The 671-nt window shown below is 47.8% G+C and carries 1 protein-coding gene; it reads left to right on the forward strand.

Annotated features, from left to right (window positions below; genetic code table 11):
• Nucleotides 1–79: 79 nt before the first annotated feature.
• Nucleotides 80–671 (forward strand): capsular polysaccharide export protein, LipB/KpsS family (locus ACU8YC_RS25340; protein WP_446896008.1); only part of this gene is annotated, 592 nt, incomplete at its 3' end.

Genomic DNA, 671 nt, shown 5'->3' on the forward strand with positions numbered 1-671 from the left:
CGCTCTGGCCATTCAGAATAAAAACGTCTCACAGCCCGCCCCCTTAAAGAGACGACTGTTTACGAACGGTCAGCAGACGGTGCTTATTGGCGGGCAGGTGTTAAATGATTTCTCATTGCTGAAAACGACGCGTACCGGAATACATTCCGTGTCAGTATACCGGTCTGTCATTGAGCGGCTGCTGGCAGACACGGATGTCAATATTATCTTCAAGGCACACCCGTGGGAAAATAAAAAGAACAACCTCTTTACGGCGAAAACAAGGACGTGTATTGAACACCATTTTGGTGGCTGTTCACGGGTTGCCATTGTTGAAGATTATGCCGTTTCTGATTTGTTTTCAGAAGTGGATTATGTCTTCGTCATCAACTCTCAGTTAGGGATAGAAGCGGCACTTCATGGCTTTAAGCCCCTGCAAATGGGGAACGCCTTTTACGGGCAATATGGTTTCACCTGGGATGTTGACAGTCCCGGGGCCGTTGTCTCGCTGATTAAAAACCAGTCAGGTGGCAGGCTCTCTGTAAAGGAATACATCAACTTCAGGGAATATATGATGTATATGCTGGCTGACTGGCTGGTTCCGGAGGATGAAACCACCGGAAAGGTTAAACTCCGGCAGATTTTTAATGTTTCAGCGGCGAAAAAAGCCGCCTCCCCGGTGAAAGAAAACC

It is taken from the genome of Citrobacter sp. VF227, from assembly GCF_052950715.1.